This window comes from Streptomyces sp. NPDC057424 (assembly GCF_042803315.1).
Taxonomy (GTDB): domain Bacteria; phylum Actinomycetota; class Actinomycetes; order Streptomycetales; family Streptomycetaceae; genus Streptomyces.
In genome coordinates this window covers 90,591-101,805 of sequence record NZ_JBHVCP010000006.1, presented here as the reverse complement: position 1 = coordinate 101,805, position 11,215 = coordinate 90,591, and the positions used below count along the sequence as shown (strand labels likewise).

At 72.2% G+C, this 11,215-nt stretch carries 11 protein-coding genes and 1 tRNA gene; 6 read left to right on the top strand and 6 right to left on the bottom strand.

Annotated features, from left to right (window positions below; translation table 11 throughout):
* Positions 1–122: 122 nt before the first annotated feature.
* From ACFU3E_RS08140 to ACFU3E_RS08130, 3 genes are all read left to right on the top strand, one after another.
* On the top strand, positions 123–491 hold the full coding sequence (locus tag ACFU3E_RS08140; protein WP_384153834.1) for a hypothetical protein: 369 nt from the start codon (positions 123–125) through the stop codon (positions 489–491).
* 138 nt (positions 492–629) lie between these two features.
* The gene (locus tag ACFU3E_RS08135; RefSeq protein WP_384153833.1) at positions 630–1,223 is read left to right on the top strand and encodes a bifunctional DNA primase/polymerase; all 594 of its coding nucleotides are present in this window, start codon (positions 630–632) and stop codon (positions 1,221–1,223) included.
* A tRNA-Lys gene (locus ACFU3E_RS08130) sits at positions 1,214–1,287 on the top strand. The genes ACFU3E_RS08135 and ACFU3E_RS08130 overlap by 10 nt, the downstream gene beginning before the upstream one ends.
* 57 nt (positions 1,288–1,344) lie before the next feature.
* Here ACFU3E_RS08130 and ACFU3E_RS08125 read toward each other — a convergent pair.
* Positions 1,345–2,610, bottom strand: a complete 1,266-nt coding sequence (locus ACFU3E_RS08125; RefSeq protein ID WP_384153831.1) for a M6 family metalloprotease domain-containing protein — start codon at positions 2,608–2,610, stop codon at positions 1,345–1,347.
* Positions 2,611–2,917: 307 nt separating this feature from the next.
* On the opposite strand from ACFU3E_RS08125, the gene ACFU3E_RS08120 reads away from it, so the two are divergent.
* Positions 2,918–4,783 carry a putative bifunctional diguanylate cyclase/phosphodiesterase gene (locus ACFU3E_RS08120; protein ID WP_384153829.1) on the top strand — a complete coding sequence of 622 codons (1,866 nt, stop codon included), beginning with the start codon at positions 2,918–2,920 and terminating at the stop codon, positions 4,781–4,783.
* Here the strand turns inward: ACFU3E_RS08120 and ACFU3E_RS08115 are convergent.
* The 4 genes from ACFU3E_RS08115 to ACFU3E_RS08100 all read right to left on the bottom strand — a co-directional run bounded on the left by ACFU3E_RS08115 (position 4,753) and on the right by ACFU3E_RS08100 (position 8,080).
* Positions 4,753–5,850, bottom strand: a complete 1,098-nt coding sequence (locus ACFU3E_RS08115) for an LLM class flavin-dependent oxidoreductase (RefSeq protein ID WP_384153827.1) — start codon at positions 5,848–5,850, stop codon at positions 4,753–4,755. The genes ACFU3E_RS08120 and ACFU3E_RS08115 overlap by 31 nt on opposite strands.
* Before the next feature lie 92 nt (positions 5,851–5,942).
* Positions 5,943–6,167, bottom strand: coding sequence for a hypothetical protein (locus ACFU3E_RS08110; RefSeq protein WP_384153825.1), 225 nt, complete (start codon positions 6,165–6,167; stop codon positions 5,943–5,945).
* A gap of 369 nt (positions 6,168–6,536) precedes the next feature.
* Entirely contained in the window at positions 6,537–7,268 is a 732-nt protein-coding gene (locus ACFU3E_RS08105) for an aspartate/glutamate racemase family protein (protein WP_384153823.1), read from the bottom strand.
* Positions 7,265–8,080 (bottom strand): aspartate/glutamate racemase family protein, encoded by an 816-nt coding sequence (locus tag ACFU3E_RS08100; RefSeq protein ID WP_384153821.1) that lies wholly within the window; start codon positions 8,078–8,080, stop codon positions 7,265–7,267. Before ACFU3E_RS08100 ends, ACFU3E_RS08105 begins: the two co-directional genes overlap by 4 nt.
* Before the next feature lie 198 nt (positions 8,081–8,278).
* Between ACFU3E_RS08100 and ACFU3E_RS08095 the strand changes: the two genes are divergently transcribed.
* Positions 8,279–9,226, top strand: a complete 948-nt coding sequence (locus ACFU3E_RS08095; protein ID WP_384153819.1) for a D-2-hydroxyacid dehydrogenase — start codon at positions 8,279–8,281, stop codon at positions 9,224–9,226.
* A gap of 17 nt (positions 9,227–9,243) precedes the next feature.
* A complete protein-coding gene (locus ACFU3E_RS08090; protein ID WP_384153817.1) occupies positions 9,244–10,653 on the top strand; it encodes an amidase in 1,410 nt (469 codons plus the stop codon).
* Here ACFU3E_RS08090 and ACFU3E_RS08085 read toward each other — a convergent pair.
* Entirely contained in the window at positions 10,634–11,128 is a 495-nt protein-coding gene (locus ACFU3E_RS08085; RefSeq protein WP_384153814.1) for a DUF3830 family protein, read from the bottom strand. The two genes, ACFU3E_RS08090 and ACFU3E_RS08085, sit on opposite strands and share 20 nt — an antisense overlap.
* Between the last annotated feature and the right edge of the window lie 87 nt (positions 11,129–11,215).

Genomic DNA, 11,215 nt, shown 5'->3' with positions numbered 1-11,215 from the left:
CGAACGCCGGGTGGTGGGGCAGCCGTATCCACTACCGCGATGCCCACTTGCGCGCCCGCGAGACAATGGACGGTGGCCCACTCCACCGGGAGGGTCAGCGCGATGTACGAGGAGGAGAAGACATGGCGGAGCCCACGCCGCGTCGGAACGAACCGCGGCTACGCCCCGCGCCCCTGCTCTTCGAGCCTGCGGAGGCGGCCTCCGACCCTGAGCACTTCTTCGACCTCGAGTCGATCGACGACCCCCGGGCCCTGCTGGCCCGGGCGACGGAGCTGACGCTGGCGTTCCGGGCCGCGGCGGACCGGGCGGTGGAGTTCCAGGCGATGGCGGCGGCGCAACTGGCCGATCCGCGGAGGTTCGACCGGCTGACGACGGCGGACATCGCCGAGCGGGCCGAGTGGACCGAGGACTACGCCAAGAAGATGGTCGAGTTCGGGCGGGATCTGATGCGGGGGGACGCCGAGGGCCGGGGGCCCGCCGGCCCGGCGTGAGACGGTCCCTGCCCACCGACCTCATCCCGATCGTCTGGCATATGCCAGGCGGGCAAGATACTCCCTCCCACCCCCTCCTGTCCCGAATTCCCGCAACCCTCGGGAACCGGGCGCTCACGGCGGGTAGATCTGGATGCCATGAGCAGCACATGGAACGCCTCCGATGTCACCCCGGACGGGGCCGCCTGGCTCGCCTCGGCAGGAACGTATCCGCGAAGCACGCTCGCCCTCTGGGAGGAGCGGCCGGACGCGCCGGTCGTGCTGCCCTGCGGCTCGGTCTTCGACGTGGTCAGCGCGCCCGCGATGTTCGGCCGGCGGATGCTCGACCGGCTGTGGGAGGACGGCCCCGGCTCGGGACCGGTCGCGGAGTTCCGGGGCCGGATCCTGCTGTTCACCGCCCCGGGGACGGCTCAGCGGCTCCCCGCGCTGCTGGAGTGGGAGGAGTGGGGCGCGCGAGGCAGCCGGGAGACCACCCGCACGGACGCCGTACCGCCACTGCTGTGCCACGGCACCGGTGACGCGGTGACCGTCCCGGCACCGTCGGAGAGCACCTCCCCCACCCGCGCCGCCTCCCGCTGGCTCGTCGCCCCCGACACCCGTCAGCCCTGGCTTCCCGGCCCCGAGGTACTGCTCTGGGCCGCCGTCCGGGCGGCCCGCTCCGCGGTGCGGATTTCGATTTTTCCTCCCGCCGACCAGGATGCTAAGGTCTACGACGTCAGCAGGCGCCGCTAGCTCAGTTGGTTAGAGCAGCTGACTCTTAATCAGCGGGTCCGGGGTTCGAGTCCCTGGCGGCGCACAGACGGCGAAAGGCCCCCCGCGGGAGCGGGGGGCCTTTCGCATGCCCCAGAACCCGTCATCGCCCCACCGCGATCTTCACCGTCCACGCCCCCGAGGCCGTGCGCCCCTCCACCTTCACCCGCACCCCCTCCCCCGGCACCGTGAAGCTCTCCCCGATGCCGATCGGCGCGTCCGCGAGGGGCGGGTAGACGGAGTCCTCCCAGCACGCGTCGGTGCGCGGATGGGCGTCGATCACCTCGATGGGCCCGCCCCCGGACTGCGCTCCGCCCCGCACCCGGTACACGAGCACTCCCTGCCGGCAGGCGGCCACGTCGTTGCCCACCGGTCCCCGCACCTCGAAGGCGAGCACACTGTCGGGCCCCGTCCGCACCACCGCGAGCTTGACCCCCTGCCCGAGGCCGAAGGCCGGCGCCCCCGCGGCGCCCGTCGTCGGCACCCCCGGCCCGGCCGCCAGCGGCTCCAGGGTCAGCCGGGTGGGCCCGGCGTCCTGCACGCACCGCACCTGCCGCGGATCCAGCCAGCCCAGCTTCCACTTGTGCCAGGCGAAGAGGTCGGGCGCGAGTCCGAACTGGCTGCCCATCAGGTCCCAGTCGCCGACGTGCGTGTCCCAGTCGCCCTTACCGTCCGCGGGCCGGTGGTACAAGTCGGGCAGGTCGAACACGTGCCCGGTCTCGTGGGCGAGGACGAGCCGGTCCGGCGGATGCTGCTCGAACACCGTGACGATCCGGCGCAGGTCGGTGCCGTCGGCCCGCAGCGGGCTCGTCAGGTTCACCACCTTGGTCGCGTCGGAGTCCACGCCGGGCGCGTCCGGGTCGGCGACGAAGTACACGACGTCGTAGCGCGAGAAGTCGACCCGGGGGTCGGCCACGGAGAGGGCGTCGCGCAGATAGGCGGCCCGATGCTCGGGACTCCAGTCACGCTGTATGTCGTACGCGGTGGACGGCTGCGGCATCTGGATCCAGTGCCGCAGCGGGTGCGGGCGCAGGGTGAAACGACCGTAGGAAGCGCGTTCGAAGAAGCGGGTGGTGGCCGGGAAGTGGTCGGCGGTCAGCTCCTGCGGCGTGGTCAGCGGGTGGGAGTCCGGGAAGGACAGGAAGACCATGACCGCGTCCAGGGACCGGGCGGGGCGCGGATAGGCGGCGTTCCAGGTGTCCAGGCCCTCCGAGTGGTGGGCGTCGGTGCGCTCCAGGGCACAGGGCGTGGCCGAGTCGGGCCCTGCGGCCGAGGGCCCGATACCCAGGGAGGTGGCGGCGAGCGCGGACATGGTGGTGAACACGGCCGCGGTGCTGCGCAGTCGGGCGCGCGGAAACGGACGCGGCACGGGTACCTCCGGGTACGGTTCGCGGGACACCGCACCCAGACTGTGATGATTTGTCGTACTGCGTCCTGTTTGCCTGCACCGGTCGGGTGAAGGGGCCGAAAAATCGCGGAAGCCGACACCCCCGAAGCACTCACGGAACGTCACAACTGGTCGAGGGCCTGAAGAAGCCGTCCAGGTGCGTGCAGAAACGATCTGGCAGAAGGGCCGGTTGGCCGGGGCGACTGGACACCGGCTGGAAGGCCCCGGGGCCAGCCTCTATGATCGGCACACTTTCCTGACCTTTCCTGCACGGACAGAGATCGAATACATGCGGGAGCGAGCGGTGAGCGGAACCTCCGAAGGGCCGGCGCCCGCGGCAGACCTGGACCGGCCGGTCGTCACAGAGAGTGAGATCGACACGTCTCCCCGTACCGATCCCCCGTCCCGGCCGCCCTACCGCTCCGCCTTCACGGCAGCCCCGCTCGCCATGGCCGTCGTGGACCGCGAGGGCGCGGTCGTCAGCGCCAACGACTCGCTCGCCGCGCTGCTCGGCGGCAGCCCGGACGGGCTCGCCGGGTCGGCCGCCGCCGACCTGGTCGACCTCACCTCCGACACCCGCACCTGGCACGCCTACCGCGAGGTACTGCGCGGACGGCAGTCCCGGCTGCGCTGCACCCGCCGGCTCAAGCACCCCGACGGGCACTCGCTGTGGGTGCAGGTGACGGTCGCCCCACTGCCCGCCGAGGACAACGGGGTACTGCTGTCCGTCGCCGACATCAGCGCGCGCCGGGAACTGCAGGCCCGGCTGCGGCACTTGCAGATGCACGACCCGGTGACCCGGCTGCCCAACCGCACGCTGTTCTTCGAACGGCTGTCGGCCGCGCTGGAGGCGGAGTCGTACGAGCAGAGCGGCACGGGCCGGATCGGGCTGTGCTACCTGGACCTGGACGGCTTCAAGGCCATCAACGACACTCTCGGCCACCGTGTCGGCGACCGGTTGCTGGCCGCCGTCGCCGAGCGCCTCACGCGCTGCGCGGACGAGGCCGGACACTCACGGACCAGCATCCCGCTGGTGGCCCGGCTCGGCGGGGACGAGTTCGCCCTGCTCGTCGAGGACTCCACGGGCACCGAACAGCTGGCCGAGCTGGCCGAGTCGGCGCTGCGGGCGGTCCAGGAACCGTTCGACATCTCCGGCCAGCGACTGTCGGTCTCGGCGTCGATCGGCGTCGTGGAACGGCACGCGGCCGGCACCACCCCCACCGCGCTGATGCAGGCGGCGGACACGACGCTGTACTGGGCGAAGGCCGACGGCAAGGCCCGCTGGACCCTGTTCGACCCGGAACGCAACGCGCACCGCATGACCCGCCAGGCCCTCGCCTCCACGCTCCGGCCGGCCATCGACCGGGGCGAGTTCCGGCTGGAGTACCAGCCGCTGGTGGGCATGGAGGACGACCGGCTGCACGGGGTCGAGGCGCTCATCCGCTGGAACCATCCTCAGTTCGGCGTACTGACGCCGAATCGGTTCATCGGACTCGCGGAGGAGGACGGCTCGATCGTCCCGCTGGGCCGCTGGGTGCTGCGCACGGCCTGCCGGCAGGCCCGCCGCTGGCAGCTGGACCACCCGGACGAGCCGCCGATCTTCGTCAGCGTGAACGTGGCGGTGCGCCAGGTCTGGGACTCCGACCTGGTGGCGGACGTCGCGGAAACGCTGACCGAGACGGGCCTGGCTCCGCACCTGCTCCAGCTGGAGCTGACCGAGTCGGCCGTGATGGGCTCGGCGGGCCGCCCGCTGCAGACCCTGAAGGCCCTCAGCGACATGGGCGTCCGCATCGCCATCGACGACTTCGGCACCGGCTACTCGAACCTCGCCTACCTCAGCCGGCTGCCGGTGTCGGTGCTGAAGCTGGACGGGTCCTTCGTGCGCGGCTTCCAGTACGACGACCGGGAGGCGGCCGCCCGTGCCACCCCGGCCGACGAGGTCGTCGTCGAGGCGATGATCCAGCTCGCGCACCGGCTCGGGCTGACCGTCACGGCCGAGTGCGTGGAGACCTCGGCCCAGGCGACCCGGCTGCGCAGCATCGGCTGCGACACCGGACAGGGCTGGCTCTACTCCCGTCCGGTGCCGCCGGATCGCATCTCCGAGCTGCTGGGCACGCCGGACGTTCAGGCGGAGGCGGGCGTCGGCAAGCCGTAGGCGTCGGCGATGAGTTCGTAGGACCGCACGCGGACGTCTCCGCCGTGCGCGTTGGCCGTGATCATCAGCTCGTCGGCGCCGGTGCGCTTGGCGAGGTCGTCCAGGCCGGAGCGGACCTCGTCGGGGGTGCCGTGGACGACGTTGGCGTTCCAGGAGTCGACGAAGTCTCGCTCCATGGGGCTGAACTCGTGGGCCTCCGCCTCCTCCGGGCTGGGCACGAGGCCGGGGCGCCCGGTGCGCAGCCGGACCATGCCGAGGGCGGCGGCCAGCACCTGCCGGCGGGCTTGACGCTCCTCGTCGGCGGCGAGCGCGGAGACGCCGATGAGGGCGTACGGCTCGTCGAGCACGGCGGACGGCTGGAAGGACTCCCGGTACAGGTCCAGGGCCGGGACGGTGTTCTGCGCCGAGAAGTGGTGCGCGAAGGCGAAGGGCAGCCCCAGGGCACCGGTGAGACGGGCGCTGAAACCGGAGGAGCCGAGCAGCCAGACCGGCGGGCGGTGCGGGGACTGGACGCCGCCGGGGGACGTGGCCTGCACCGGGCCGGGGACCGCGTGGACGCGGCGGTACGGATGACCGTCCGGGAAGTCGTCGTCGAGGAAGCGGATCAGCTCGGCGAGCTGCTGCGGGAAATCGTCGGCGCCCTCGTTGAGGCGCTCCGTACGGCGCAGGGCGGCCGCCGTGGCGCCGTCCGTGCCGGGGGCGCGGCCGAGACCGAGGTCGACCCGGCCCGGGGCCATGGCCTCCAGCGTCCCGAACTGCTCGGCGATCACGAGCGGGGCGTGGTTGGGCAGCATCACACCGCCCGAGCCGAGCCGGATCCGGTCGGTGTGGGCGGCGAGGTGGGCCAGGATCACGGCCGGGGACGAGGAGGCCACGCCCGGCATGGAGTGGTGCTCGGCGACCCAGTAGCGGTGGAAGCCGCGGTTCTCCGCCAGGCGGGCCAGGTCGACGCTGGTGCGCAGGGCGTCGGAGGCGGTGCGGCCGGCCCCTACGGTGACCAGGTCCAGTACGGAGAGGGGGACGGGGGCGCCGCCCTGTGCTGCGCCGCGTATCTCGTCTGCCGCCACGGTGGGGTGCCTCCTGCTGTGGGCCGTGTGCTGTCGTTCCGGCTTTAACAGGGGACTGTCTCCGGTTATTCCCGGCGACGGCGCCGGGGCCGTCAGGCGGCCTGCTCCCAGTCGCTCCGCGCGCTGCCCTGCGAGGGCCGGCGGCCGGCCTTCTCACGGGCCCGGAGGACGGTCCACGCGAGGGCGGCCGCACAGGTGAGCCACCAGGGCAGCGGCCACACGGTGCCCCACCAGCGGACCTGGGGATCGAGGAAGGCGTCCACGGCGGCGGAGGCCATGGCTGCGGCCAGGCACCGGCACAGCAGACGCCCGGACATCTGGACAGCGCTTGCAGAGGATCTGAGCGGGCCCGGTTCGGCCATCGGAAAGTCCTTCACGGCACGACTGGCTGCGGACGTGGCCAGTGTGCACGGAAGGGACCACTGGAGGGGAACGCGCTTTCGGTCAACCCGAAGGCCGCCTGATGTGGCGGAGTTGAGCATTCCTCAGCTTCGGATGGGGAGTTGGAGCACCGATGCCCCGGTACGCCCCGAATAAGAGGTGGGACTGATTCCGGCCCGCATGGACGACGTCCTCGAGGGCACGGCCGGGCTGTCACGTGGGGTCTGCATCCGGCCTGACCGGTCGCAGTTCGCCCCGCCGCCCCCGGGCAGCTGCCGTGGGCGGCGGGGATCAGGCCTCCGGCCTCACGCCTGGACGATCGGCTCCCGGGCGAACAGGGCGCCCAACTCCGGCGCGTTCACCCGTCGGTCCGCAAGGCGCAGGCCCTCCCAGACGGTGACCTGGTTGGCGGTGAGGACCGGCTTGCCGAGTTCCTTCTCCAGGGCCGGGATGTGGGCCGCCGTGTGGAGGGCCGTGTCCGGGAGGAGGAGCGCCTCGGCGTCGGGGTGGTCGGAGTCGCGGGCCAGGGCGAGGAGTTCGCTCTCGCCCCACGTGCCGACCTCGGCGGCCGTGATGATGCCGGAGCTGTTGACCGACACGACCTCCACACCGGCCGCACGGAGGAACTCCGCGAACAGCTGTGCCACGTCCTCCGGGTACGTGGCACCGATCGCGACCCTGCGCGCCCCCACCTCCCGCACCGCGTGCGCGAACGCGAAGGACGTGGACGACGCCGGCATGCCGGCCGTCTGGGCCAGGGCGCGGACCTGCTCCTGCGCGCCGTCCCAGCCGTAGACGAAGCTGCCGCTCGTGCAGGCCCACACCACGGCGTCCGCACCGGCGTGCCGCAGCTCCTGGACGCCCGCCGCGAGCCGGCCGGCGGAGCCCATCTCGAGCAGCGCGTCCACCCGGTGCGCGTCCTCACCGATGTCGGTGTGCACCAGGTCCACCCGGATGTCGCTGCCCAGCAACTGCTCGATGCGCGGATAGTCGTCCTCGGCGGAGTGGCCCGGGTAGAGAAATCCCAGTGCTGTCATGTCCAGCCTTCCTGCTGCTGCTCTTCTTCCGGCAGTACGGGACCGGGGTCCACCCCCGGCAGTACGGGACCGGACCGCGCCGCCGGATTGATCAGCGCTTGGTACGGCCCCACCGCACGGGTACCCAGTCGGCGCAGTGCCGCCCACATCGTCACTTGGTTGGCCGAGATCACCGGGATGCGCAGCTCGGCCTCGAGCTGAGGGATCACGTCGTACGTGGGCAGGTTGGTGCAGCTGATGAACAGCGCGTCGGCATCGTCGCGGACGGCCTGCCGAGCCATGTCCACCACTTCCCGGTAGGGGACCTTCCAGATGTGCCGGGTCAGCCCCATGAAGGCGCAGCCGGAGATCGAGACGCCCGCCTGGGCGACGTAGGCCTCCAGCGACTGCGTCACCGAGACCGTGTACGGCGTCACCAGCGCCACCCGGCGTACGTCCAGCTCCACGAGGGCCTCCAGCAGCGCGCCGGAGGTGGTGATCGCCGGTACGGCACCGGCCCGGCTCATCGCCTCGCACATCGCCCGCTCGCCCATCGTGCCGCCGACGAAGCTGCCCGACGTGCAGGCGTAGGCCACCACCTCGGGGGCGATCGCGTTGAGCGTGCGGACCGCCTCGCCCAGCGTCTCGTGCTCGCTGACCAGGCGGGCCAGGTCCAGACTCACCTCGACCGGCACGAACGGTGTGCGGGTCACATGGAGGGAGACCTCGTCCGGCACCCAGCGCCACAGCTCGCGATCGAGTGCGAAGTCGAAGGGGGCGACGACGCCGACCCCGCGCTGCGGGCTGGGCCCGCCGAGAAATGAGACGTCCATGGCAGGGCACCGGCCTCACACTGGGCAACGAGTGTGCAACGGATCGTGGGAACGCCCGTGTTGACGACGGTAGGTTCGGGTGCGAGCGTGGTCAATCCGCCCGGATCACTCCTTGGTCAACACCGGGTTAACTCGTCGTCACCGGCCGGCGCGTCAAGACCGGCCGGCCCCGCCGAACGGCTGGAGAATCGGCTGCTCATGCCCACCCCCACCCTGCTCGTCCTGGACGCCGAACCCCTCCCCCGCCTCGGCCGCCTCACCGGTCGCGCCCGTGTCGAACACACGGACGCGGAGGGCCTGGCCGAGCGCCTCCCGCGCGCGGATGTACTCCTGGTGTGGGACTTCACCTCGCGCGCCGTGCGGGACGCCTGGCCGGGCGAGGGCCCCCGGCCACGCTGGGTGCATACGGCGAGCGCCGGTGTGGACCATCTGATGTGTCCGGAACTCGCCTCCTCGGAAACGGTGGTGACGAACGCGCGCGGCATCTTCGACCAGCCGATCGCCGAGTACGTCGCCGCGCTCGTGCTGGCGATGGCCAAGGATCTGCCGCGCACGCTGGAGCTGCAGCGGGAGCGGACCTGGCGGCACCGCGAGTCGCACAGGATCGCCGGGAGCCGCGCCGTCGTGGTCGGTTCGGGGCCGATCGGCCGGGCGATCGCGCGCACGCTGGGGGCGCTGGACATCACGACCGCGCTCGTGGGCCGTACCGCGCGCTCCGGCGTGCACGGCCCGGAGGATCTGGACCGGCTGCTGGCCCGCGCCGACTGGGTGATCGCGGCAGCGCCGCTCACCGACGAGACACACGGGATGTTCGACGCCCGCCGCTTCGGCCTGATGCAGCCGTCCGCCCGGTTCGTCAACATCGGCCGCGGGCAGCTGGTCGTCGAGGACGCGCTGGCCGAGGCCCTGGCCAAGCGCTGGATCGCCGGCGCCGCGCTGGATGTCTTCGAGGCCGAACCCCTGCCCGCCGAAAGCCCGTTGTGGCGCGCTCCGGGCCTGATCGTCTCCCCGCACATGAGCGGCGACACCATCGGCTGGCGCGACGATCTCGGGGCTCAGTTCGTGGAGCTCTACGAAACCTGGGTGAGCGGGAAGCCGCTGAAGAACGTGGTCGACAAGCAGCGTGGGTACGTACCGGGTCACTGACGTTCCTTGGAGGGTGGATGACCGAGCTCACCGAGCTGACCGCCGTGCGGCTCCTCGACGGGTACCGCAAGGGCGAGTGGAGTCCCGTGGAGGCGACCCGCGCGGCTCTGGAGCGGGCCGAGGCGATCCAGCCGGAGGTGAACGCGTTCGTCCGGCTGACCGCCGAGGACGCGCTGGACCGGGCCCGGGAGTCGCAGGAGCGATGGCGGCGCGGTGAGCCACGCGGACTGCTCGACGGGGTGCCGGTCACCGTCAAGGACATCCTGCTGCAGCGCGGGGCGCCGACCCTGCGCGGGTCGAGGGCCGTGGATCCGGCGGGGCGCTGGGACGAGGACGCGCCGTCCGTGGCCCGGCTGCGGGAGCACGGAGCGGTCTTCATCGGCAAGACGACGACCCCCGAGTACGGCTGGAAGGGCGTGACGGACTCGCCGCTCAGCGGCGTGACGCGCAACCCGCACGACCCGTCGCGCACCGCGGGCGGGTCGAGCGGCGGCAGCGCGGCGGCCGTGGCACTCGGCGCGGGACCGCTGTCGCTGGGCACGGACGGCGGCGGCAGCGTCCGCATCCCGGCGTCGTTCTGCGGGATCTTCGCGCTGAAGCCGACGTACGGGCGGGTGCCGCTCTACCCGGCGAGCGCGTTCGGCACGCTGGCCCACGTCGGGCCGATGACCCGGGACGCGGCGGACGCGGCCCTGCTGATGGACGTCATCGGCCACCCGGACTCGCGCGACTGGTCGGCGCTCACGGCCCCGGCCGGTCCGTACACGGACGGTCTGGCGGGCGGTGTGCGCGGTCTGCGGGTGGCGTACTCGCCGTCGCTGGGCGGGCAGGTGGCGGTGCAGCCGGCGGTCGCGAGGGCGGTACGGCGGGCGGTGGCGCGGCTGGCGGAGCTCGGCGCGTACGTCACGGAGACCGACCCGGACCTCACCGACCCGGTGGAGGCCTTCCACACCCTGTGGTTCAGCGGGGCGGCCCGGGTGACCCAGCATCTGGGCCCGCACCAGCGCGAGTTGCTGGACCCGGGCCTGCGGGAGATCTGCGCGCGGGGCGCGCGCCACTCGGCGCTGGAGTATCTGGCGGCGGTGGACGTCCGGATGGACCTGGGCCGCCGGATGGGCCGCTTCCACGACACGTACGACCTGCTCGTCACGCCGACCCTGCCGCTCACGGCGTTCGAGGCGGGCGCCGAGGTACCGAAGGGATCCGGCCATCGGCGGTGGACGGGCTGGACCCCGTTCACCTACCCGTTCAACATGACGCAGCAGCCCGCCGCGAGCGTGCCGGTCGGTGCCGACGCGGACGGTCTGCCGATCGGTCTGCAGCTCGTGGCCGCCCGGCACCGGGACGATCTGGTGCTGCGGGCGGCCCACGCGCTGTACGAGGCCGGGGTGGCGTCCGGCGACCGGCCTAGGCCCTCCGGAAGCTGAGCGTCTCCCCCGCCGCTCCGGACCTCCACAGGTCGTTGCACGCCTCGGCCATGTCCTCCAGGCCGTCGACGACCTGGCCCCAGACGATGCCGGGGACCCAGCCGACATCGCCGTTCAGCAGCAGGTTGTTGCGCTCGTAGAACAGGGCCAGGTCGACGAGCGTGGTCCCGGCGCGGACCTCGCGGTCGTAGCCGTAGGACTTCGTCCCCAACTCCGTCCCCGCGAAGGCGAAATAGCACAGATCGCCCGGAATGGGAGTTACCGTCGGGTTTTCCAGAGGCGGCTCGTTCGGGGCGAAAGGTGGAAAAAGCGCGTAAATCTCATTGCGTGCGTACTTCGCGTGGTAGACGTCGCCGGCGAGCGGCAGTGCGTCCCATACGGCCGCGCAGGTGAGCGGGGCGCGGTCGTCCAGCAACCGCGCCGTGCAGCGGGTGTCGCGTTTGACCAGCGAGACTTCGATGAAGCGATCAGCCATACCTACCATGGCAGTGCCCACGGCCGCCGCGGTCAAGGGCGCATCGGCGCGTATCGGTCCCAAAAAGATCGGCATAACTCGAAAGGC

What these genes read in the sequence shown, in the direction of transcription:
- ACFU3E_RS08135 (WP_384153833.1), top strand. Translation starts at nt 630, where the DNA reads ATGAGCAGCACATGGAACGCCTCCGATGTCACCCCGGACGGGGCCGCC.
- ACFU3E_RS08140 (WP_384153834.1), top strand. Translation starts at nt 123, where the DNA reads ATGGCGGAGCCCACGCCGCGTCGGAACGAACCGCGGCTACGCCCCGCG.
- ACFU3E_RS08090 (WP_384153817.1), top strand. Translation starts at nt 9,244, where the DNA reads ATGACCGAGCTCACCGAGCTGACCGCCGTGCGGCTCCTCGACGGGTAC.
- ACFU3E_RS08085 (WP_384153814.1), bottom strand. Translation starts at nt 11,128, where the DNA reads ATGGCTGATCGCTTCATCGAAGTCTCGCTGGTCAAACGCGACACCCGC.
- ACFU3E_RS08105 (WP_384153823.1), bottom strand. Translation starts at nt 7,268, where the DNA reads ATGACAGCACTGGGATTTCTCTACCCGGGCCACTCCGCCGAGGACGAC.
- ACFU3E_RS08110 (WP_384153825.1), bottom strand. Translation starts at nt 6,167, where the DNA reads ATGTCCGGGCGTCTGCTGTGCCGGTGCCTGGCCGCAGCCATGGCCTCC.
- ACFU3E_RS08095 (WP_384153819.1), top strand. Translation starts at nt 8,279, where the DNA reads ATGCCCACCCCCACCCTGCTCGTCCTGGACGCCGAACCCCTCCCCCGC.
- ACFU3E_RS08100 (WP_384153821.1), bottom strand. Translation starts at nt 8,080, where the DNA reads ATGGACGTCTCATTTCTCGGCGGGCCCAGCCCGCAGCGCGGGGTCGGC.
- ACFU3E_RS08120 (WP_384153829.1), top strand. Translation starts at nt 2,918, where the DNA reads ATGCGGGAGCGAGCGGTGAGCGGAACCTCCGAAGGGCCGGCGCCCGCG.